This is a genomic window from Tardiphaga sp. 862_B3_N4_1 (assembly GCF_051811085.1).
GTDB classification, from domain to species: Bacteria; Pseudomonadota; Alphaproteobacteria; order Rhizobiales; family Xanthobacteraceae; genus Tardiphaga; species Tardiphaga robiniae.
In genome coordinates, this window is the sequence record NZ_JBPWQB010000002.1 from 1 (window position 1) to 20,147 (window position 20,147).

Sequence of the window (20,147 nt, forward strand, 5' to 3'; positions counted from 1 at the left end):
GGGGGGGGGGGGGGGGGGGGGGGGGGGGGGGGGGGGGGCCCCCCCCCCCCCCCCCCCGCCCCGGAATGACCGCTAGGATCACTCCACAAACGTCGCGACGTCGCCCAACTGCGCGCGGTTGGTTCGGTAGCTGTTGACCTTGTGCTCGCGATCCGGATAGCCGAACGAGATGCCGCAAACGACGCGGCGGTCGTCGCTCATGCCGAAATGCTGGCGCACCACGGCCGAGTGAAACGCCAGCGCCGCCTGCGGCACGGTCGCGAGGCCGAGCGCCTGCGCAGCCAGCATGAAATTGTTTACATAGCCGCCGCAGTCCACGGCGCCATAGACGCCGAGCGCTTCATCCGACGTGATGATCGCCACATGCGGCGCGCCGAAGAAGTTGAAGTTCTGCAGCGCCTGCTCGGCATAGGCCGTCTTGTCGCCGCGCGCGATGCCCAGCGTATTGTAGAGCTGGAAGCCGCTTTCGCGACGGCGGTCCAGATAGACCCCGCGATATTCGCGCGGAAACGGGAAGTCGCCCGAATTCGGCGTACCCGCGGCCGCGACGGGATAGAGCACGTCGCGAAACTTCTTGGTGGCTTCACCCGACGTGATCGTGACCTGCCACGGCTGGCTGTTGCACCACGACGCGGTCTTCTGCGCGGCATTGAGAATGCGGTCGATGATCGCGCGCGGCACCTGCTCGGTCTTGTAGGCGCGACAGGAGTAACGGCCGGCGAGAAGGGTTTCGAGAGTGGAGATGGCGTCAGTCATGGAAACATCCTGGCTCGGTCCCTCATGGTGAGGAGGCGCCAATTGGCGCCGTCTCGAACCATGAGCTGGCTTGGCTCTTGAGTTTGTTGCCATCCTTCGAGACGCGTGCCAAGTGGCACGCTCCTCAGGATGAGGGCAGAGATATCACCGTCCCTTGGTCGGGACCTTGTTGAACGGCACGTCCTTGTCGACGCGGATATCACCGGGCAGACCCAGCACGCGCTCGGCGATGATATTGCGCAGGATCTCGTCGGTGCCACCGGCAATGCGCATTGAGGGCGAACCGAGAATCGTCGCCTGAAATTCGCCGGCCGCTTCCGCATCGGCACCGACCAGCGCGCCGGAGGCGCCCTGCAGGTCGGCGGCGAACATCGCGATGTCCTGCATCATCATGCCGGAGACCAGCTTGCCGATGGAGTTCTCCGGACCCGGACGCTCGCCCTTCGACAGCGCCGAGATCGAGCGGTAGCTGGTGTATTTCAGGCCGGAATTCTTCACCGCCCAGCTTGCGAGCTTGGAGCGCACATTGGGATCGTCGATGGCGAGACCGTCTTCCAGCATCAGGTTGCTGCAGAACTCGAACAGCTCCGGGAAACCCGTGGCGACGCGGGAGCCGATCGACATACGCTCATTCATCAGCGTGGTCAGCGACACGTTCCAGCCGTCACCGACGGCGCCGAGCCGCTGGCTATCCGGGATCCTTACATTGGTGAAGAACACCTCGTTGAATTCCTGCATGCCATTGGCCTGCTTGATCGGCTTTACCTCGACGCCCTCACTCTTCATGTCGAGGAAGAACATGGTGAGGCCCTTGTGCTTGGGCACATTCGGGTCAGTGCGGGTGATCAGGATGCCATAATCAGAGTAATGCGCGCCGGAGGTCCAGATCTTCTGGCCGTTGACGATCCAGTCGTCACCATCCTTCTCCGCGCGGGTACGAAGGCCAGCGACGTCGGAACCACCGGCGGGCTCGGAGAACAGCTGACACCAGACTTTCTCGCCGGAGGCCAGCGGCGGCAGATATTTGCGCTTCTGGTCTTCGGAGGCGTAGGCCATCACGGTCGGGCCGCACATGCCCTGCCCGATGGCGAAGGGCCGCGCGAGCTTGTCATAGACGCCCTCTTCCTGCTGCCAGATTACGCGCTCGATCGGCGTCGAGCCGCGGCCGCCATATTCCTTCGGCCAATGCAGACAGGCCCAGCCGGCATCGGCCTTCTTCTTCTGCCACGCCTTGGCGACATCGAGCATCGCGTCGCGCTTCTCAGAGGCGCGCTTCGCCGACGGCTTGGTCAGCTCAGCTTCCAGCTCCTTCGGCGCGTTCGCATCGATCCACTTGCGCGCGACGGCGCGGAATTCGGCTTCCTGCGGCGTGTCATCGAAATTCATGGCAGTCGTCCTCTACGAAAAAAGAAAAACTGCGACCAGGGCAGCAAGCCACCCTGGTCGCCAGTTATCGTCCCTTGGTCGGGATCTTGTTGAATGGCACGTCCTTGTCGACGCGGATGTCGCCCGGCAATCCGAGCACGCGCTCGGCGATGATGTTGCGCAGGATCTCGTCAGTGCCGCCTTCGACGCGCGTGGCGGGCGAGCGCAGCAGCATCGCCTGGAACTTGCCGGCGACCTCCGCATCCTCCGGCCCGTTGAGCACGCCGGCCGCACCCTGCAGATCGAGCGCATAGGTCGCGACGTCCTGCAGCATGGCACCGGCAACGAGCTTGCCGATGGAGTTTTCCGGACCCGGACGTTCACCGCGCGACAGCGCCGAGATGGCGCGGAAGCTGGTGTAACGGAGGCCGCTGGCGCGCACCGCCCAGTTGGCGAGCCTGGAGCGCACCGCGGGATCGTCGATGGCCGGACCGTCGTCGAGCATCAGGCTGTTGCAGAACTCAAACAGTTCCGGGAAGCCGGTGGCGACATTGGTGCCGATCGCCATGCGTTCGTTCATCAGCGTGGTCAGCGACACGTTCCAGCCGTCGCCCACAGCGCCGAGGCGCTGCGCATCGGGTATCCGTACGTCGGAGAAATACACCTCGTTGAACTCGGCCTGACCGTTGGCCTGCTTGATCGGCTTCACCTCGACGCCCGGGCTCTTCATGTCCAGGAAGAACATGGTGAGGCCCTTGTGCTTCGGCACGGTGGGATCGGTACGGGTGATCAGGATGCCGTAATCCGAGTAGTGCGCGCCGGAAGTCCAGATCTTCTGGCCGTTGATGACCCAGTCGTCACCGTCCTTTTCCGCGCGGGTGCGGAGACCCGCGACGTCGGATCCGCCGGCCGGTTCAGAGAACAACTGGCACCAGATCTTCTCGCCGGACGCCAGCGGCGGCAGATACTGCCGCTTATGCTCCTCGGCGGCGTAGGCCATCATGGTAGGGCCGCACATGCCGTGACCGATAATGAAGAGCGCGCCGAGCTTGCCGAACACGCCCTCTTCCTGCTGCCAGATCACCCGCTCGATGGGCGATGCGCCGCGGCCGCCATAGTCCTTCGGCCAGTGCGGTACGGCCCAGCCGGCATCGGCCTTCTTCTTCTGCCAGGCTTTTGCGACTTCAAGGATATTTGCGCTCTTGAGCTGGATGCGACCGAGCGCGGCCTTCTTCAGCTCGTCTTCATATTGCTTCGGCGCATGGGCCGCGATCCAGGCTTTCGCCTCAGCGCGAAACGCGGCCTCCTGCGGGGTGTCATCGAAATTCATCTCGATTGATCCTTACGCCGCATTCTTCTGGCGCATGCGCTCGATCAACTGGTCTTCCCAATAAGACAGTGAGCCGAGCCCGACCGCCACCGCGTTGGAGCGGCGGTAGTAGAGGTGGCAGTCGAACTCCCAGGTGAAGCCCATGCCGCCATGAACCTGGATGTTGTTCTTGGAGCAGTGCTGGAACGCCTGCGTCGCGCTGATGCGCGCCGCGGCGGCGGCTTCGGGCAGTTCGGACGCGTTGGTCGAAAGCGCCCATGCGCCGTAATAGCAATTCGAGCGCGCCAGCGTCGCCGAGACATACATGTCGGCGAGCATGTGTTTCACGGCCTGGAACGAACCGATCTGACGACCGAAGGCGATACGATCCAGCGCGTAGTCGCGGCCCATTTCCAGCGCACGGTCGGAACCGCCGACCTGTTCGAAGCCGATCAGCACGGCGGCACGATCGAGCACCTGCGAGAGAATGCTCCAGCCTTCGTTGGCAACGCCGAGCAGCTCGGCCTTGACGTTCTTGAAGGTAATCTCGGCCTGATTGCGCGACGGATCGATGGAGGTCAGCGCCTTCACCTCGACGCCTTCGCTGGTGAGATCGACCAGAAACAGCGCGATATCGCTGTCGCGGCCGGTGGAGCCGGTGCGCGCGGCGACGATGGCGAAATCTGCGATGGCGCCATCTGCCACCGGCTTCTTGGTGCCGTTCAGTACGCCGTTGGCCGCGGTGAGCTTGATCGCTTTTGGCGACGGATTACCAGAGCCTTCGAACAGGGCCAGCGTACCGATGGCATTGCCCTGCGCAATCGCCGGCAGCCACTTCTGCTTCTGCGCATCGGAGCCGGCCAGAAGCAGCGCTTCGGCGGCAAGATACACGGTGGACGAGAACGGCACCGGCGCCAGCGCGCGGCCCATTTCCTCGGCGATCACGCAGAGTTCGAGATGACCGGCACCCGAGCCGCCAAAGGCTTCCGGGATGGCAACGCCGAGGAAGCCCATATCCGCAAGGCCCTTCCAGAGCTCGCGATCATAGGGCGCCTTGCCGTCGATCACGGCGCGCACAGCCTTCGGCGGGCACTTCTCGGTGAGAAAACGCCGGGCCTCGTCGCGGAGCTGCTTCTGGTCGTCGGAGAAATCGAAGTTCATGGCGGTGTACTCTGTTCTGATCGATGGAAAGTCTAGTTGAGGATGATGACGTCTTCGCCGGGGTGCTCGGCGTAAAGCTGGGCGACCAGTGCCGCGCGGCGTTCGAGGCCGGCGCGTTGGTTGATGTAGCCCTTGTCGGTGAGTTCGTTGCCGTCGATGGACGCCGGCTCGACCATGAACATCGCGCGCGCAATGCGCCTGCTGCTGGCGCCTTCGCACGACGCATTATGTGCCTGCAGCCCCTTCTTCAGACAGGCAAGAACCGCAGGATGTTTCACCACATCGGCAAATGTCGCCTCGGGCTCGCCGATCATGATGCGGCAGGCCGGCAGGTTGGGCCAGGCGAGCACGCCGATATAGGGGCGATCCTGTCCCGTGATCAGCGCGTCCTGCACCACCGGCGTCGCCGCAGCGATCACATCGGTGCGCAACGAGCCGACATGCACGAAGGTGCCGGTCGTCAGCTTGAAGTCCTCCACCACGCGGCCGGAGAAGATCAGGCCCTGCACGGGGTCATTGTCGTCGACGAAAATGCCAGCGTCGCCGATCTTGTAGAAGCCTTCCTCGTCGAAGGCCGCTTTGGTGAGGTCCGGCTGGCGATAGTAGCCCGGCATCACGTTGACGCCGCGCAAGCGCAATTCGTATTTCGAATCCACCGGCACCATCTTGAGTTCGACGCCGGGGAACGGCAGGCCGATCAGGCCGACGCGCTCGGTGTCCCAATAGGTGCCGGTCGAGGTCGGCGAGGTCTCGGTGCAGCCCCAACCGGTATAGAACACGATGCGCTCGCCGGTGGCGCGCACGGCCAGCGCCTGCATCCGGTCGTAGAGATCATCCGGGAGACGCGCGCCGCCATAGGCCATCAGATTCAGGTTCTTGAAGAACGAGCGCGCCAGCGCATCGTCTTTCTCCATCGCGCTGGCGATGGCAGCATAGCCGGCGGGAACATTGGCGTAATAGGTCGGCGAGATTTCGCGCAGATTGCGCAATGTCTCGTCGATCATGCCCGGCATTGGACGGCCATCGTCGATATAGAGCGTGCCGCCATCGATCAGCAGCGGGTTGAACAAAGCGTTGCCGCCCATGGTGTGATTCCACGGCATCCAGTCGAGATAGACCGGCGGCTGCGCGTTCGGATCGCGCGGGCGCGTCTGCATCATCATCGCGGCATTCGCCGTCATCATCCGCTGCGTGTTGATGACCGCCTTGGGCATGCCGGTGGAGCCCGAGGTGAACAGCAGCTTGCCGACCGTATCGGACATGATCTGGGCGAGCGATGCGTCGACCGTGGGCGTAACCATGGTCGCGACCATGTCGGCATAGGCGGTGCTGGCGATCCCCGTCGGCGGGCGCGCCACATGGATGATCTTGATGTCGGTGAGATCGAGCGCATCCAGCGCCTTCTGGAAGGTCGGCCCGTCCTGCACCATGACCGCGACAGGCTTGATCAGCTCGAACAGATATTTGAGCTTGGCGTGATCCTGGCTCATCAGCGAATAGGCCGGCGACACCGGCGCTGCCGGATGCCGCGCCTGCATCGCCGCCATGGTCATTAGTGCATGCTCGATGGAATTGCCCGAAAGGATCGCAACCGGTCCATCGGCCGCGAGCTTCATGTCGAGTAGCGCCTGGGTCAGCGCATCGGCGGTCCGCTTCGCCTCGCCATAGCTGAGCCGACGCCATTGCCGGTCATCGCCGGCGCGCTGGGCCAGCCAGGTGTGATCGGGACGCTCCTTGGCCCACTTCGCCAGAGACGCCGGCAGATGCGTCTCATAGGGCATCAACGGTATCAGCGACTTCATGACGATGACGCCGTCCGGCCGGCGCTCGACATCGATGTCGCGCTCCATCCAGTGGATCTTGCGGAAGGCGGGCTTTGTCAGCACCGCGGCAGCCTGGGCGTTCATGTGGTTTCTCCCAAAACCGTTCTTGTCGAACCATGGTCTCGTTTGTCGGACCTTGTATTCGGTGCGTGAGATCACGCTTCAACGTGTGACGTAAACCGGCTTTCGTTTCTCGATGAATGCGCGAATGCCTTCCTCGAAATCTTCCGAGCGGCTGCACAGCACCTGATTGCGATCTTCCATGGCGATGACGGCCTCGATCGAGCCGGCATCGACGGACATGTTGATGCATTCCTTCGACAGCCGCAGCCCTACCGGCGACGCGGTCATCATCGCATCGACATAGGGCGCAGCGGCGGCTTCGAGTTGACCGTCGTCGACAACTTCCGACACCAACCCAACAGCCAGCGCGCGATCGGCATGGATGAAGCGGCCGGTGAGGATCAGTTCAGAGGCGACGGAGACACCGACGAGACGCGGCAGGAAATAGCTTGAGCCGATGTCGCAGCCGCCGAGGCCGAGCTTGATGAAGGCGCAGTTCATGCGCGCCGACTTGGCGGCGATGCGGATATCTGCGGCGAGCGCCAGCGCGAAACCGCCGCCAGCGGCAGCACCCTGCACCAGCGCGATGATCGGCTGCGGACAGCGGCGCATCAGCATCACGATATCCGCAATGCGGCGCTGGGAATCGAGCGACTCGGTGACGGTGCGCGGCGCATTCTGCCCGGAGCGCGCGGCCATTGCGTGTTTGAGATCGAGCCCGGCGCAGAAATTGGCGCCGGCGCCCTTGAGGACGACCACGCGTGTCTTGCGATTGCGCTGCAGGCTTTCGAAATAGTCGTTCAGTGCGTCGATCAGAGCAGGATCGAGCGCGTTGAGACTGTCCGGACGATTAAGCGTCACCCGGTCCACGCCATCGTCGTGTTCGATCAGCAGCGGATTAGACACACGCGCTCTCCCGTTTCACTCGTTGGCGCCTTGCCGACGCTCATTGCCGCGCCCTCTCCCCTTGCGGGAGAGGGCAGCGCAGGAGTTAGAAACAAACTCACTTGGGAGAGGGGCGCCACAACGAGCCCTCTCCCGCCTTCGCTTGCTCAGGCACCCTCTCCCGCGGCGCGCGGCTACGCCGCGCTGGGGGAGAGGGGAAGACAAGTACTACCGCGGCGCCATACGGATGGCGCCGTCGAGGCGGATGGTTTCGCCGTTCAACATCGGGTTCTCGACGATGTGGACCGCGAGGTTGCCGTATTCCGAGGCGTCGCCGAGGCGGGCCGGATGCGGCACCTGTGCGCCCAGGCTGGCGCGGGCTTCCTCGTTGAGGCCCATCAGCAGCGGCGTCAGGAACAGGCCCGGCGCGATGGTGTTGACGCGGATCTTGCTGGAGGCGAGATCGCGGGCGGCCGGCAGTGTGAGGCCGACAACGCCCCCCTTCGAGGCAGAGTAGGCGATCTGGCCGATCTGGCCTTCATAGGCCGCGACGCTGGCGGTGTTGATGATGACGCCGCGTTCCTCGCCGATCGGTTCGGCGGTGGCAAGCTGCTCGGCGAACAGGCGCAGGCAGTTGAAGGTGCCGATCAGGTTTACCATGATGACATTGGTGAACTTCTCGAGCGGATAAACGCCCTGCTTGCCGACGATGCGCTGTGAACCGCCGATACCGGCGCAGTTCATCAGCACGCGCGCGGTACCATGCGCAGCTGCTGCCTTGGCGAGCGCCGCCTTGACGTCATTCTCGCTGGTGACGTCGCCGACGGTGGCGATGCCCTTCACTTCGGCAGCGACCTTCTCGGCATTTTCCGCCGCACGATCGAACACGGCGACCTTGGCGCCCTTGGCAGCCATCGCGCGCGCGGTCGCGGCACCGAGGCCCGAACCACCGCCGGTGATGAATACGGCTACGTCTTTCAACTGCATCGATAATGCCTTTCCTTGGGCGTTTCTGATCGTTTCTTGAATTTTGGGTCGCGACGAAAAAGAAAAAGAAGAAGAAGTGGTCCTTGGGCGTTTTCTTGGTTGTTGTTCTTGGAACTGATCCTTGGGCGTTTCTTATTTTTAGTTCTTGAATTTGGTTCCTTGGGCGTTTCCCGACGTTTTTGAATTTTCTTGGCAGTTTTCCTTGGGCCGTTTCTTCTGAGCTCGTGATGTCAGGCCTTGGCGGCCTTCTTGTTTGTGAGGATCCCGCCGAGCAGCATCGCTTCCATATGGGCGACGTAGTCGCGGCAGACTTCATCGGTCACCGGGCCGACGCCGATGGCGCGCGACATGGCATGACGGCTGAAGAACAGGTTGTCGCAGGCACCGATCAGGCTGGTGTAGAACAGCACCGGATCGACCGCGCGGAATTCGCCGGATTCGAGTCCCTCGGCCAGCAGGCGGCGATGGAAGCCGAGCAGCGGCCCTACGAAGAACTTCGATACTTCGTCGGCTGCCTCGTTGCTGCTCTCATGCAGCAAGTAGTGGATCAGCCGGTTCATATAGGGAAACTGGTAATAGGCCTTGATGATGCCGGCGATGTGCAGCCGCAGCTTCGCGGTGGCGGAGATCGGCTGCGCCAGCAGATATTCCAGATTGGTCATCTCGGTGGCGGCGTCGCGCGCAAGCAACGCCAGCAGCAGGCCGTCCTTATTGCCGAAATGATATTTCACCAGCGCCGCATTGACCCCGGACTGCTGCGCAATCTCGCTCAGCGACACCTCGATGGAGTTGCTGGCAATCATCAGCTCGCTCGCCGCGAGCAACAGCTTGTCGGCCGTCGGATTACGGGCGGCGGCGATTTTCACAGAGGTGCTGGGGTTCAAAGTCGGTGCCATTCGGAGCGCAGATAATACGAACAATCGGCCGCACTCAAGAGTTAATTGACCGATTGACTAAACTCTCCGCGGACACTTAAATCCCGCGCATTCAACGCCACGAGAAACGCCGCCAAACAAGGCAAAAAAGGGAGATCACGCATGGCTGAGGCCTATATCGTCGCCGCTGCACGCACCGCTGGTGGCCGCAAAGGCGGGCGTCTAGCCGGCTGGCATCCGGCCGATCTCGCCGCCTCGGTCCTGAACGCATTGGTGGAGCGCACCGGCGCCGATCCCGCCTCGGTTGAAGATGTCATCATGGGCTGCGTTGGCCAGGGCGGTGAGCAGGCTGTGAACGTCGCGCGCAACGCGGTGCTGGCCTCCAAGCTGCCGGAAAGCGTGCCGGGCACCTCCATCGACCGCCAGTGCGGTTCATCGCAGCAGGCGCTGCATTTCGCCGCCCAGGCCGTGATGGCTGGCTCTATGGACATCGTGATCGCCGCCGGTGTCGAGAGCATGACCCGCGTGCCAATGGGCTCGCCAAGCATTCTCGCGTCCAAGGCCGGCATGGGCCACTACAAGAGCCCCGGCATGGAAGCGCGCTATCCCAACATCCAGTTCAGCCAGTTCACCGGCGCCGAGATGGTCGCCGAGAAATACGGACTGTCGAAGGATGACCTCGACACATACGCTTTCCAGAGCCATCAGCGCGCTATTGCCGCGACCGAGGCCGGCCGGTTCAAGGACGAAATCATCCCGCTGCAGATCACCCGCGCCGATGGCACCACGGACACCCATCACATCGACGAGGGCATCCGCTTCGACGCCACGCTCGACGGCATCAGGGGCGTCAAGCTAATCGCCGAGAACGGCAAGCTCACCGCAGCATCCGCCAGCCAGATCTGCGATGGCGCGTCGGGCGTGATGGTTGTCAACGAGAAGGGCCTCAAGCAACTCGGCATCAAGCCGCTGGCGCGCATCCACCACATGACCATGATGGGCGGCGATCCCGTGATCATGCTTGAAGCGCCCCTGCCCGCCACCAAGCGCGCGCTCGAAAAGGCCGGAATGAAGATCGACGACATCGACCTGTTCGAAGTCAACGAAGCCTTCGCCTCGATTCCGACGGCCTGGCTGAAGGCCACAGGCGCCGACCCGGCTCGCCTCAACGTCAATGGCGGCGCCATCGCGCTCGGCCATCCGCTCGGCGGCTCCGGCACCAAGCTGATGACCACGCTGGTCCATACACTTCAGCAGACGGGCAAGCGCTACGGGCTGCAGACCATGTGCGAAGGCGGCGGCATGGCCAATGTGACGATCGTGGAGAGGTTGTAATTTTCTTCCCTTCTCCCCTAGCGCTGCGTAGCAGCGCGACGTGGGAGAGGGTGGATCGAACACGCGAAGCGGGTTCGAGACGGGAGAGGGCCCGCGACTGGCCATACCCCTCTCCCGCCTTTCGCTTCGCTCAGGCACCCTCTCCCACAAGGGGAGAGGGGACGTAAGAAAACTAAACCACACCACGAGCGGAAAAATCCGCCGGTCTTCGAGGAAACACCAAGGAATTCTCCATGACGCATCCGTCGATTCACGCGAAGACCAGTCCCGACAAGATTGCCTACCGCATGGCCGGCTCCGGTCAGGCGCTCACCTATCGCGAACTCGACGAACGCTCCAACCGCGGCGCGCAGTTGTTTCGCTCGCTGGGACTCAAGGCCGGCGATCATGTTGCGCTACTGATGGAGAACCGGCTCGACTTCATGGAGATCTGCTGGGCCGCACAGCGCGCCGGGCTCTATTACACGGCGATCAGCCGCTACCTCACGCAGGACGAGATCGCCTATATCGTGAAAGACTGCGGCGCACGGGTTGTCATCACCTCCGAGAAATGCGCCGATGTGGTTGCACCGCTGATCACCAACACGGCGGAGCCGATGTTCTATATCGTCGACGGTTCGCGCACCGGTTTCCGCGACTGGAATAGTGCCCTCGCCGCTCAGCCCGCTACGCCGATTGCCGACGAGGTTGCCGGCTACGACATGCTGTATTCGTCGGGCACGACGGGCCGCCCCAAGGGCATCAAGCGCGCCTCGGAGAACAATCCGATCGACGTGCCGAATCCGTTCCTGAAGCTGCTCTGCGCGAACATGTGCGGCATGACATCGGACTCGATCTATCTGTCACCGGCGCCTCTGTATCACGCGGCTCCGTTACGTTTTAACATGATGGCCATCACGCTCGGCGGCACGTCGGTGATCATGGAGCATTTCGACGCCGAGGAATTCCTCAAGCTTGTCGAAAAGCATAAGATCACCCAGTCGCAGCTGGTGCCGACCATGTTCGTGCGCATGCTGAAGCTGCCTGATGAAGTCCGTTTGAAATACGACGTCTCCTCATTGAACGGCGCGATCCATGCCGCAGCCCCCTGCCCCGTCGACGTCAAGGCGCGCATGATCGACTGGTGGGGACCGATCCTGATCGAATATTACGCCGGTTCCGAAGGCAACGGCGTCACCGTGTCGAATTCGCAGCAATGGCTCTCGCATCGCGGGACTGTCGGCAAGGCCGTGGTCGGCAGCGTCAAGATCGTCAATGAAGAAGACCAGGAAGCGCCGACCGGCGAAATCGGCACGGTGTATTTCGCCGATACGCCGCAGTTCAGCTATCACAACGATCCCGAGAAGACGAAGCGCGCCTATAACGCGCGCGGCTGGTCTACCCTCGGCGATGTCGGCTATCTCGATGACGAAGGCTTCCTATACCTCACCGACCGCAAGTCCTACATGATCATTTCCGGCGGTGTGAACATCTACCCGCAGGAGACCGAGGACATTCTCATCACCCATCCGGACATCGCCGATGTTGCGGTGTTCGGCGTGCCGAACGAGGAGATGGGCGAAGAGGTCAAGGCCGTGGTGCAGCCGCACGACATGAGCCGCGCCGGCAAGGCGCTGGAGGCCGAATTGATCTTGTACTGCCGTAAGCATCTGTCCCCGATCAAATGCCCCAAGAGCATCGACTTCGAGGCCGAACTGCCACGCACGCCGACCGGCAAACTGGTGAAGCGCCACTTGCGGGACAAGTACTGGCCGAAGAAGGAAAGAGCGACAGTGTGAGGCGGCTTATACGCGATCGCGTATATATCTTTTTTATACGCATTCGCGTATAAAATTGAAATATACGCGATCGCGTATATTGTATTTTTATACGCGACCGCGTATAAACTTCATGGGAGATTTTCCATGGACCAGATCGCACGCAACGAAAAACAGCTCGGCGCCATTTTGCGGCGAGCGAGAAAGCAAGCTGACCTTACACAAACGGAACTCGGCCAGAAGCTGCATCTGCGGCAGGGAACGGTTTCCCGTTTGGAAGCCGGCGAACCCGCCGTCCAACTCAATACGCTGATGGCGGCTCTCGCCGCGCTCAATCTCGAACTGGTTGTACGATCTCGTACGACCACCGAGGCCGCCGACATCGAAAGCATTTTCTGATGGCGCGTTCGCCGAAGCACGTTCCGCTGAACGTGTTCGTCAACGGCAGGCTCGTCGGTGCGCTCCGGCGCGAGGCAACTGGTGCCGTCAACTTCCGCTATGCGCGCGACTGGCTGGATTGGGATTCGACCTTTCCCATCTCGCTATCCCTTCCACTGCGCGAAGATCAGTACGTCGGCGCGGCGGTCCTCAATGTCTTCGACAATCTGCTGCCGGACGGCGACGCAATCCGCAAGCGCGTCGCCGAACGTGTCGGCGCCGAAGGCACCGACACCTACAGCATGCTCGCCGCCCTCGGCCACGACTGCGTCGGCGCGTTGCAATTTCTTCCGGACGAACACACACCAGACCCGGCCGGCAAAGTGGACGGCCATCCTGTCGATGCTGGCGATATCGCAGACATCCTGAACAACCTCGTTTCTGCCCCGCTCGGGCTCGGCGAGGATAAGGACTTCCGTATTTCTATCGCCGGAGCCCAGGAGAAGACGGCGCTGCTGAAGCGAGACGGCCGATGGTACAAACCAATTGGCACGACGGCGACCACCCATATCCTGAAGCCGCAGATCGGCCGGCTCCCAAACGGCGTCGATCTCTCGGACAGTGTCGAGAACGAGTATTTCTGCCTTAGACTTCTGTCAGCGCTCGGCATCCCGTCAGCCCATACGGAAATCGCCGATTTCGGCGGGCGGCGAACGCTGGTGGTCGAACGCTTCGACCGGCTCTGGACGCGCGACAAGCGCCTGCTGCGCCTGCCTCAGGAGGACTGCCTGCAATCGCTGTCCATACCCTCGACGCGAAAATATCAGTCCGACGGCGGCCCCGGTACGACGGAGATCTTCGGCCTGCTCAAGGGCAGCGACACCGTCGAAGCAGACCTTTCGCATTTCCTGCGCGCCATCATCGTGTTCTGGCTGATCGGCGCCACCGACGGCCATGCCAAGAATTTCAGCATCTTCCTCAATCCAGGTGGACGCTTCCGCATGACCCCGCTCTACGATGTGCTGAGCGCACAACCGAGCCTCGACAATGGGCAGGTCCAGAGGAAAAACTTCAAGCTGGCGATGTCGATCGGCAAGAGCCGTCACTACGGGGTCGAGGAGGTCATGCCGCGGCACTTCGTCCAATCCGCTGCGATGGCGGGCATCGGTGCCAGTCTCGTGCGCTCCACTTTCGAGGATATCGTCGCAAACACGATGACGAAGGCAGAGCAGGCGATTGATGACTTGCCTCCAGATTTCCCCGAACAGTTGGTTGCATCGATCTCGGAAGCGATGACACATCGCATCACGATGATCGAGAAAAGCCTCAGCCAGGTTGCATCATGACCGCCGGCCTGCTGGTCTCCGCAGCACGTTCCGGCGCGGGCAAGACCACGGTCACGCTCGGCCTGCTCGCCGCACTGGCGCGGCGCGGCATGGTACTGCGCGCGGCCAAGGCTGGGCCCGATTATATCGACCCTGCCTTTCACGCGGTCGCAACTGGCGCGCCTTGCATCAATCTCGACAGCTGGACGATGCCACCGCCCCTGCTGCAGGCGCTGATGGCTGGCGCCAGCGATGCCGCCGATCTGCTGGTGGTCGAAGGCGTCATGGGCCTGTTCGACGGCGTGCCCGGCGTCGCCGACCGCGACGGCAGCAGTGCCAGCATCGCCGCGCGGTTCAAGTTGCCGGTGCTGCTGGTGCTCGACGTGACCGCGCAATCGCAATCAGCCGCCGCTATGGTGCGCGGCTTTGCCGGTCATCATCCCGACGTCCGCGTCGCCGGTGTGATCCTGAACCGCGTCGGCAGCGACCGACATCGCCGCCTCATCACGGATGCCATCGCGCCGCTCGGCATCCCCGTCGTCGGCGCCATTCCGCGGGATGCCGCACTGGCGCTGCCAGAGCGTCATCTCGGCCTCATCCAGGCTGGCGAACACGGCGACCTTGCCACGCGGATGGACGTTCTCGCCGACATGGCGGAGAAGCACCTCGATCTCGATGCCATCATCACGCTGGCCGCCCCCATCGAGCGGCAGCCCACGCTCGCTGCCACGCCAGCATTGCCGCCGCCTGGTCAGCGCATTGCGCTCGCCGTCGATGCCGCATTCACTTTCATCTATCCGCACCTGATCGATGGCTGGCGCAATGCGGGCGCAGAGATCGTCCGCTTCTCACCGCTGGCCAATGAAGCTCCGCCGGATGATTGCGATAGCTGTTGGTTGCCAGGCGGCTATCCCGAACTTCACGTGGCGACGCTTGCCTCCGCGCAAAAATTCCGCGACGGGCTGGTGCGCTTCGCACAGACACGTTCGATCCATGGCGAGTGCGGCGGCTATATGGTCCTCGGTGAAGGCCTGGAAGACGCCGACGGCAACCGGCATGCGATGACGGGGCTGCTCAGCCACACGACGAGTTTCCACAAGCGGCGCCTGCATCTCGGCTATCGCGAGGCGCAATTGCTATCCGACAGCCCTATCGGACCAAATGGATCGCTAATCCGTGGCCACGAATTCCACTACGCGTCACTGATTGATCCGGGCAGCGACGACCCGCTGGTCGATCTCCGCAACGCGCAAGTCGAACCCATGGCAGAGCGCGGCGGACGGCGCGGCCATGTCACCGGCACGTTTTTCCACGCGATTGCACGGGTCGATGGCTAACGGAACTAACGCCCCCAGCGATCCTGCCAGATCTTCTCGCCGATCAGGCAATTCACGCGCGGCTCCCTGGTCGTGTTGGCGACAGGAATCGCGCGCGGCTCGGGCATCAATCCTGCGACTTCCAACACCAGTTTGGTGCGGATCGCTTCCTTGAACTTGTCGCGCTCCTTGATCGGCACCACGAAGGAGCCCGCGCCGCCGATCACGCAGTCCTCGTAATAGAGGTCGAGATTTTCGATATCCATGGTCGAGTAGGACAGTTCCTTGGCCATGATCGGCAGGCCGTTGATGACAATACCTTTCGCGACTGCCTCGTCGCGCGCGACCGTCACCGGTCCTCCATTGTTGTTCGGCCCATCGCCCGAAATATCGATGACCCGGCGCAGACCGTGCAGCGCATTTTCATCGAACAGCGGCATGGCGTAGTAGATCGCGCCCGAGATCGACGTCCGCGACGCCCGGCGGATCGGCGTCTTCATGATTTCGGATGCCACCGCGTCGGCGGATTCAGGACCATCGATGACACGCCAGGGAATGATCAGCTTCTGGTCTGACGATGCCGCCCATTCGAAATAAGTGACCGCAATCTTGCCTGTCGGGCCACTCTTGAGCGCGGTAAGGAATTCCTTGGAAACGATGGCCTGGGCATAGCCTTCGCGCTGGATCGCCAGCTCGTCCATATCCATCGAATAGGAAACGTCGACCGCCAGCACCAGTTCGACATCGACCACGGGGTCCTGCTTGCTCTGGGCAAACTGCGCTTTCGGGCCTGTCGCCGCCATGCTCGCGACGTCGCCGCCGGCCATCGCTCCCGCGACGAGTACCGCTCCAATCGAGACACACCAGCGCATAGCGGCCCTCCCGTTGAGAATCGAATGGTGACATGCAAATGACGAGCCGCAAAGCAGGAACCTGCAGGCATGTTCACAATCCGGTCATGGCGGCGATGCCGCTGCGGCAGAGCTAACGAGCGCCTGCCCCAGATTTGAACGGTTTGCGCGCTCGCGCGACAAAGCTAGCGCAGGATGTCGCCAACACCACATCCACCATTGCCGACCGGAATGGGCCGAGATGAGTGCCGCCTTGAACGCGCCGATGAACGGTGGCCGCCAGCCCGCAGCGCGGCACCCAATCGTGTGGGCCGTACTGCTCGCTTGCATCGGCGCAGCGATCGCTTTGTTCGTTTCAGCACCTGCCGAACAGCGCAAGACAGGGGCCGCCGAACACGATGAACCTATTCAGCCGTTCGGCGCCAACACAGCCAACGAATGCCGCCGTCTTTTGCGGAACGCCACCGAATACCTCCCCGAGCAACAAGAGAAGCTGCGTTATCGGATGCGCCAGGCCGCCTGCAGCGAAGCATTCGCTGCAGCTCCGGACGATGTCCGCAACAAGGTGGCCTTCGCTCAATCGCTGCCGCATGAACGGCGCGCCGAGGCGGTCGCACTGTTGCGCGAGGCCGCAGCCCGGAACGATAGCGAGGCAAATTACGCAATCTATGAGTCGCACAATTCATGGGACTATCATCTTGATCGCCCGCAACTGATTGCGCGCGACGAGGCACAGCACGCGCTGATCAAGGCAGCCGAACTGGACAACCCGTCAGCGGTAAACAGGCTCGCCATCCTCTATGGCCGTGGCGGCATCGTAAAGCGGGACCCTTCGGCCGAACGATACTGGACCGAGCGCGCGCTTCGGTTGCCGCTGCCGGAGAACGTCACCCGTGCGGACCAGCAGATCAGGCTTGCCCGGCTTCTCGCGCGATCCCCGCAGCCGGACGAGCAGACCCTCGGCCGGGATTTACTCGAACGTCTCGCCCAAGGCGGCTCGTTTGGCGCCAAGGCGGCGCGGGCTGAAGCCACGCGTCCCAACGATCCCGTGCGCGCCCGCAAACTATTTGAAGAGGCTGCGCGCGATCATCTGGGAGGCGATACCGAGCTGGCGCAGATGCTGCTCGATAGCGAGGGCGGCCCGGCCGATCCGAAGCGCGCATTATCGATCTTGCAAAGCCAGCGCCATCAGGCGAGCGCGAGTGGCCTGCTCGGCCAGCTTTATCTCGATGGAAAGCTGGTGCCACGCGACGTGTCAAAGGGGATCGACTTGCTGATCACTGCCGGGGTCTGGGATTACGACTCCCGACTGAAGGCCCTGCGGTTGCTGGCCAGCCATCCGCAGGTTCAGATTTCCTCGCTCAATATCGTTCTGTATGAGGCAATTCAGGCTGCGGAACTTGGCGAGCCTGACGCACTTGCCGTATTGGTCGATCTCAAACTATCGCAGAACCCGCAGTTTCGCGACGTCCCCGGAGCCTGTAAACTGAAACCAATGGCCGTGCAGCGCGGCGATCAGGATGCCGTGCAACGCCTCAAGGATTGCCCGGCCGAGTGATCATCGTCGCGTCGCCGCCACAGAGCGCGATCGTCCGGATGAGTGTGCATGCCCGAGAGTGTCACCGCCCCGCAGACCAAGACTAAAACCAAGCCGAAGGTCGAGCGGCCGAAATTGTACAAGGTTATCCTCGTCAATGATGACTTCACGCCGCGGGAGTTCGTCGTGCGGGTGTTGAAGGCGGAATTTCGCATGTCCGAGGATCAAGCCGCCAAGGTAATGATGACGGCGCATCAACGCGGCGTCTGCGTCGTCGCCGTATTCACCCGTGACGTCGCCGAGACCAAGGCGACCCGCGCGACAGACGCCGGCCGCGCCAAGGGCTATCCGCTTCTGTTCACGACCGAGCCGGAAGAATAGGACGTGGCGCTTCTGCTTTGGCCACCAAGACGATAAAAATTTAACGATCGGCTCAATCCGAGGTTGGGCGGCATGTGGCAAGCTCGCCAGATGTCGATTGCACTCCGCAAGCAATATGTATCCCGGCCGGAATTGTCGTTCGGGCCTTTGCGCTTCATCGAATGCCTGCCTTGGCTCGTGCTGGCAGCGGGAATGCGCGTGATCGCGTTCAGCGGTGGCGTTATCGCCTTGCCGGCCATCTTCGTCGCCACGGTTGCCGTTCTTCTCGCGTTTCTGGTGACCGCACGGCGGTCGATCGAGCTTGCCGACGGCGAGACCCATCTCGGAGCGATGACGTTCGAGGATGAATTCCGACTATCGCTGCGCATTCTGGCGCGTATCGGCGCGCTGATGCTTGTAGCAAGCATGATCTCTGTATTGCTCGGAATCTCGCCGCTGGACCTGAACTTCATGGGCGGCATCGATGGCATGGCGTTCGATCAGCCGACAGCGGCCGGAAAGATCTGGAATGCCTCCATCGCCACGCTGATCTTGCTGATGATCGTCGGCGTCGAACGCCATGACAACAGGGTTCGTTTCTTCGCGGCTTGCCGTGAATTCGCCAGGCGACGCGCGTGGCTCGGCGTGGGCCTTCTGGTCCTGACCGCCGCCTATTTCGGCCTCGGTTTTGTCCAGGGTCTCGTTCGCAACGCGATTGCGATCTACGGGCAGGCGCCAACGACGAACACCTTCATCCGAAACCTGATCTTCTTCGTCTTTATCTTCAGCTTCGCGATGCTGCGGCTTTGGGTGACCCTGATGATCCTGACCGCGGCCCTCAAGCAATCCCATCTGCGCGGCGACTGACCTCAGCCGGCGACCGCGGTTTCATCGCCCAATCCATAGACCTGCTCGGCCTTGGCGAAGCCAGCGATGGGAAATTCACCGAGATCGGCCCAGTCGGCGTCTGTCGCACCAGCAAAAGCGGTCGACGCGACCACTGTACGATGCAGCCTGCCCGCGATCTTCTCCAGACGTGCGGCGAGGTTCACCGCCGGGCCGATACAGGTGAAGTCGAGCCGGTTGCCGCCGCCGATATTGCCGTAAAGTACCTTGCCGACATGCAGTGCCAGACCGAAGCGAAAGCGCTCTTCGGCACCTGCCGCATCCGACCAGCGCAGCGCTTCAACGGCAGCGCTGGCTTCACGCGCGGCCTCCAGCGCATGACCGCAAACCATCGAACGATCCGTATCATCCTCAGCAATGGGAAACACGGCCAGCAGGCCATCGCCCATGAATTTGAGCACTTCGCCGCCATGCTTGAGGATCGCAGGCACCTGACAATCGAAGTAAAGGTTGAGAATCTCGACGACGCTTTCCGGCGGCAATCGATCCGACAGCGCCGTAAAGCCGCGCAGATCCGACAACCAGATCGCTGCGCGCATGGTCTCGGTGTGGCCCCGTCGGATCTGACCACCGAGAATACGTCCGCCAGCGCGATTGCCCACATAGGTATCGAGCAGTGTCACCGTCACTCGTCGTATGCCGATGACCTCGATCAACCGCGCCAATGTCGGCAGCACCGTTTTCAAGGCAGCAAGCTGCTCGTCCGTAAAACCGCCAGGCTGCTTCGTGGTCCAGCTTGATGCGTGGAGCATGTTGTCGACGAAGGTGAGCGGGATCGCGATGTAGTCGGTAACGCCTTCGGCGCGCATATCGTCGAAAAAAGGAAAGGGTGTGGTTGATGGCTCATGAAGTCGGCTGCGAACCTCGACACCTTCACGGAAGACCAGCGCAAGCGGACTGCTGAGGAATTCAGGCGCCTCCTGAATGTCGAAATCAACCGAGCTGAGGACCACCCCGGTCTCCGGACGCCAGATGAAATTTCTGCCGAAGATTTCCGGGTGCAGGGTGCGGATGAAGATGCCGACGCGGTATAGCGGCAGCCCCGCAGCGACAAGCCGTTCGCAACATTCCGCCATCATGCGCGATGGCGTCGGCGCGGATCGCGCACCGTCACTGAGCCAGTCGATGATCTCTCTGAGCTTGTCGGGCAACACGGCT

General features: G+C 62.3%; 18 protein-coding genes. 8 read left to right on the top strand and 10 right to left on the bottom strand.

Going from position 1 to position 20,147, the window contains the following annotated elements; genetic code table 11:
* Window positions 1-78 precede the first annotated feature (78 nt).
* The 8 genes from AB8B02_RS17280 to AB8B02_RS17315 all read right to left on the bottom strand — a co-directional run bounded on the left by AB8B02_RS17280 (window position 79) and on the right by AB8B02_RS17315 (window position 9,245).
* Window positions 79-756, bottom strand: a complete 678-nt coding sequence (locus AB8B02_RS17280) for a nitroreductase (protein WP_120291820.1) — start codon at window positions 754-756, stop codon at window positions 79-81.
* Window positions 757-900: 144 nt separating this feature from the next.
* The gene (locus AB8B02_RS17285) at window positions 901-2,142 is read right to left on the bottom strand and encodes an acyl-CoA dehydrogenase (RefSeq protein WP_089265469.1); all 1,242 of its coding nucleotides are present in this window, start codon (window positions 2,140-2,142) and stop codon (window positions 901-903) included.
* A gap of 64 nt (window positions 2,143-2,206) precedes the next feature.
* Window positions 2,207-3,451: an acyl-CoA dehydrogenase gene (locus AB8B02_RS17290; RefSeq protein ID WP_439064671.1), complete on the bottom strand. Its 1,245-nt coding sequence runs from the start codon at window positions 3,449-3,451 to the stop codon at window positions 2,207-2,209.
* Between the two features lie 12 nt (window positions 3,452-3,463).
* The gene (locus AB8B02_RS17295) at window positions 3,464-4,591 is read right to left on the bottom strand and encodes an acyl-CoA dehydrogenase family protein (protein ID WP_439064672.1); all 1,128 of its coding nucleotides are present in this window, start codon (window positions 4,589-4,591) and stop codon (window positions 3,464-3,466) included.
* A 32-nt stretch (window positions 4,592-4,623) separates the two neighbouring features.
* Complete coding sequence (locus AB8B02_RS17300) at window positions 4,624-6,498, bottom strand: AMP-binding protein (RefSeq protein ID WP_439064673.1); 1,875 nt, start codon at window positions 6,496-6,498, stop codon at window positions 4,624-4,626.
* Between the two features lie 78 nt (window positions 6,499-6,576).
* The gene (locus AB8B02_RS17305; RefSeq protein ID WP_439064674.1) at window positions 6,577-7,383 is read right to left on the bottom strand and encodes an enoyl-CoA hydratase/isomerase family protein; all 807 of its coding nucleotides are present in this window, start codon (window positions 7,381-7,383) and stop codon (window positions 6,577-6,579) included.
* A 207-nt stretch (window positions 7,384-7,590) separates the two neighbouring features.
* The gene (locus AB8B02_RS17310; RefSeq protein WP_231079680.1) at window positions 7,591-8,349 is read right to left on the bottom strand and encodes an SDR family NAD(P)-dependent oxidoreductase; all 759 of its coding nucleotides are present in this window, start codon (window positions 8,347-8,349) and stop codon (window positions 7,591-7,593) included.
* Between the two features lie 230 nt (window positions 8,350-8,579).
* Window positions 8,580-9,245, bottom strand: coding sequence for a TetR family transcriptional regulator (locus AB8B02_RS17315; protein WP_439064675.1), 666 nt, complete (start codon window positions 9,243-9,245; stop codon window positions 8,580-8,582).
* A gap of 141 nt (window positions 9,246-9,386) precedes the next feature.
* Between AB8B02_RS17315 and AB8B02_RS17320 the strand changes: the two genes are divergently transcribed.
* The 5 genes from AB8B02_RS17320 (at window position 9,387) to AB8B02_RS17340 (ending at window position 15,356) form a co-directional block, all read left to right on the top strand.
* Window positions 9,387-10,559, top strand: coding sequence for an acetyl-CoA C-acetyltransferase (locus AB8B02_RS17320; protein WP_439064676.1), 1,173 nt, complete (start codon window positions 9,387-9,389; stop codon window positions 10,557-10,559).
* A 233-nt stretch (window positions 10,560-10,792) separates the two neighbouring features.
* The gene (locus tag AB8B02_RS17325) at window positions 10,793-12,337 is read left to right on the top strand and encodes an acyl-CoA synthetase (protein ID WP_439064677.1); all 1,545 of its coding nucleotides are present in this window, start codon (window positions 10,793-10,795) and stop codon (window positions 12,335-12,337) included.
* A 126-nt stretch (window positions 12,338-12,463) separates the two neighbouring features.
* Complete coding sequence (locus AB8B02_RS17330) at window positions 12,464-12,715, top strand: helix-turn-helix domain-containing protein (protein ID WP_068734977.1); 252 nt, start codon at window positions 12,464-12,466, stop codon at window positions 12,713-12,715.
* Window positions 12,715-14,040 (top strand): type II toxin-antitoxin system HipA family toxin, encoded by a 1,326-nt coding sequence (locus tag AB8B02_RS17335; protein WP_439064678.1) that lies wholly within the window; start codon window positions 12,715-12,717, stop codon window positions 14,038-14,040. Before AB8B02_RS17330 ends, AB8B02_RS17335 begins: the two co-directional genes overlap by 1 nt.
* The gene (locus tag AB8B02_RS17340) at window positions 14,037-15,356 is read left to right on the top strand and encodes a cobyrinate a,c-diamide synthase (protein ID WP_439064679.1); all 1,320 of its coding nucleotides are present in this window, start codon (window positions 14,037-14,039) and stop codon (window positions 15,354-15,356) included. The genes AB8B02_RS17335 and AB8B02_RS17340 overlap by 4 nt, the downstream gene beginning before the upstream one ends.
* 5 nt (window positions 15,357-15,361) lie before the next feature.
* Here the strand turns inward: AB8B02_RS17340 and AB8B02_RS17345 are convergent, their stop codons facing one another.
* On the bottom strand, window positions 15,362-16,207 hold the full coding sequence (locus AB8B02_RS17345; protein ID WP_439064680.1) for a DUF1194 domain-containing protein: 846 nt from the start codon (window positions 16,205-16,207) through the stop codon (window positions 15,362-15,364).
* A 220-nt stretch (window positions 16,208-16,427) separates the two neighbouring features.
* On the opposite strand from AB8B02_RS17345, the gene AB8B02_RS17350 reads away from it, so the two are divergent.
* The 3 genes from AB8B02_RS17350 to AB8B02_RS17360 all read left to right on the top strand — a co-directional run bounded on the left by AB8B02_RS17350 (window position 16,428) and on the right by AB8B02_RS17360 (window position 18,950).
* On the top strand, window positions 16,428-17,744 hold the full coding sequence (locus tag AB8B02_RS17350; protein ID WP_439064681.1) for a tetratricopeptide repeat protein: 1,317 nt from the start codon (window positions 16,428-16,430) through the stop codon (window positions 17,742-17,744).
* A 48-nt stretch (window positions 17,745-17,792) separates the two neighbouring features.
* Window positions 17,793-18,104 carry an ATP-dependent Clp protease adapter ClpS gene (gene clpS / locus AB8B02_RS17355; protein ID WP_120291842.1) on the top strand — a complete coding sequence of 104 codons (312 nt, stop codon included), beginning with the start codon at window positions 17,793-17,795 and terminating at the stop codon, window positions 18,102-18,104.
* A 90-nt stretch (window positions 18,105-18,194) separates the two neighbouring features.
* Window positions 18,195-18,950 (top strand): hypothetical protein, encoded by a 756-nt coding sequence (locus tag AB8B02_RS17360; RefSeq protein WP_120291939.1) that lies wholly within the window; start codon window positions 18,195-18,197, stop codon window positions 18,948-18,950.
* 2 nt (window positions 18,951-18,952) lie between these two features.
* Here AB8B02_RS17360 and AB8B02_RS17365 read toward each other — a convergent pair whose 3' ends face one another.
* Window positions 18,953-20,143 carry an adenylate/guanylate cyclase domain-containing protein gene (locus AB8B02_RS17365; protein WP_175368409.1) on the bottom strand — a complete coding sequence of 397 codons (1,191 nt, stop codon included), beginning with the start codon at window positions 20,141-20,143 and terminating at the stop codon, window positions 18,953-18,955.
* Between the last annotated feature and the right edge of the window lie 4 nt (window positions 20,144-20,147).

What these genes read in the sequence shown, in the direction of transcription:
- AB8B02_RS17280 (WP_120291820.1), bottom strand. Translation starts at nt 756, where the DNA reads ATGACTGACGCCATCTCCACTCTCGAAACCCTTCTCGCCGGCCGTTAC.
- AB8B02_RS17285 (WP_089265469.1), bottom strand. Translation starts at nt 2,142, where the DNA reads ATGAATTTCGATGACACGCCGCAGGAAGCCGAATTCCGCGCCGTCGCG.
- AB8B02_RS17290 (WP_439064671.1), bottom strand. Translation starts at nt 3,451, where the DNA reads ATGAATTTCGATGACACCCCGCAGGAGGCCGCGTTTCGCGCTGAGGCG.
- AB8B02_RS17295 (WP_439064672.1), bottom strand. Translation starts at nt 4,591, where the DNA reads ATGAACTTCGATTTCTCCGACGACCAGAAGCAGCTCCGCGACGAGGCC.
- AB8B02_RS17300 (WP_439064673.1), bottom strand. Translation starts at nt 6,498, where the DNA reads ATGAACGCCCAGGCTGCCGCGGTGCTGACAAAGCCCGCCTTCCGCAAG.
- AB8B02_RS17310 (WP_231079680.1), bottom strand. Translation starts at nt 8,349, where the DNA reads ATGCAGTTGAAAGACGTAGCCGTATTCATCACCGGCGGTGGTTCGGGC.
- AB8B02_RS17315 (WP_439064675.1), bottom strand. Translation starts at nt 9,245, where the DNA reads ATGGCACCGACTTTGAACCCCAGCACCTCTGTGAAAATCGCCGCCGCC.
- AB8B02_RS17320 (WP_439064676.1), top strand. Translation starts at nt 9,387, where the DNA reads ATGGCTGAGGCCTATATCGTCGCCGCTGCACGCACCGCTGGTGGCCGC.
- AB8B02_RS17325 (WP_439064677.1), top strand. Translation starts at nt 10,793, where the DNA reads ATGACGCATCCGTCGATTCACGCGAAGACCAGTCCCGACAAGATTGCC.
- AB8B02_RS17330 (WP_068734977.1), top strand. Translation starts at nt 12,464, where the DNA reads ATGGACCAGATCGCACGCAACGAAAAACAGCTCGGCGCCATTTTGCGG.
- AB8B02_RS17335 (WP_439064678.1), top strand. Translation starts at nt 12,715, where the DNA reads ATGGCGCGTTCGCCGAAGCACGTTCCGCTGAACGTGTTCGTCAACGGC.
- AB8B02_RS17340 (WP_439064679.1), top strand. Translation starts at nt 14,037, where the DNA reads ATGACCGCCGGCCTGCTGGTCTCCGCAGCACGTTCCGGCGCGGGCAAG.
- AB8B02_RS17345 (WP_439064680.1), bottom strand. Translation starts at nt 16,207, where the DNA reads ATGCGCTGGTGTGTCTCGATTGGAGCGGTACTCGTCGCGGGAGCGATG.
- AB8B02_RS17350 (WP_439064681.1), top strand. Translation starts at nt 16,428, where the DNA reads ATGAGTGCCGCCTTGAACGCGCCGATGAACGGTGGCCGCCAGCCCGCA.
- clpS (WP_120291842.1), top strand. Translation starts at nt 17,793, where the DNA reads ATGCCCGAGAGTGTCACCGCCCCGCAGACCAAGACTAAAACCAAGCCG.
- AB8B02_RS17360 (WP_120291939.1), top strand. Translation starts at nt 18,195, where the DNA reads ATGTCGATTGCACTCCGCAAGCAATATGTATCCCGGCCGGAATTGTCG.